Genomic DNA, 886 nt, shown 5'->3' on the forward strand with positions numbered 1-886 from the left:
CATTTTCGCAATTTACCAAACGATTAACAGAGTTCCGCATATCTCGAACAATTCGTACATCTTCAAATTTTAACATTCCACTTGTAGCACCTATCAAGGCTAAAAAGTCAGCAATCTTTTCACCTTCTTTTAAATAAGTGATATAGCCGTTGCGCCTTTCCAATGTACGAGCATTTATCCCAAAATAATTCATCATTTGGCAGACATCATGATTGTGCTCAGCATAATTAGAATAAATTTCTAAATGATACCGGCTAGTCTCAGGATTATTAACAGATCCGCCAGCCAGAAATGCACCTCTTAAATAAGAACGCATCTTTTGAGAATTTGTCATGATTTCTTCTGGGACATGACTATGGATCGTTGCTTCATCCATAATAGAAAGATCAGATAATACTTTTTGAGTACCTTTTTTTAACCGTACAATATAAACATTATTTTTCTTTAATTTCATTTTTCGTCTTACTAACAATTCACTTTCGACAGCAAAATGGTCTTTCAACAAGACATAAATTCTTCTGGCGATCGCAGCATTTTCTGTTTGAATATTCAAAACAAACTTTTTGTTCACTAAACTGACCGTTCCATTCATCCGAATCAATGCTGCTAATTCCGCTCGTGCATGTTCTCGATGTACTTCTAGTTGGGTCAATTCTTTTTTTACTTCTGAAGCATAAGACAACTCGTTCGCCTTCTTTCTAATCAGTTCAATAGAAGTTATTAAATTTTGGCCAAACGAGTACGATTGTTTTCATAGGCAAGATTAAACAGTTCTTCTACCACTTTATCCCCATTATGAAAAACCCCTTCGTCTCTTAGCTGAAGAAATCCATTTGAGATAACTCGCGGTACTTCTTCAGACAGCCCTTTAAAATCATGTGCTACT

Annotated in this window: 1 protein-coding gene; it reads right to left on the bottom strand. The window is 35.4% G+C overall.

Translation table 11 applies throughout. The features are described from left to right. The coding region (gene whiA / locus RT405_RS12365) for a DNA-binding protein WhiA (protein ID WP_313470088.1) at positions 1-682 on the bottom strand (682 nt) is incomplete at its 3' end. Between the last annotated feature and the right edge of the window lie 204 nt (positions 683-886).

It is taken from the genome of Carnobacterium sp. (assembly GCF_032094055.1).
Taxonomy (GTDB): domain Bacteria; phylum Bacillota; class Bacilli; order Lactobacillales; family Carnobacteriaceae; genus Carnobacterium_A.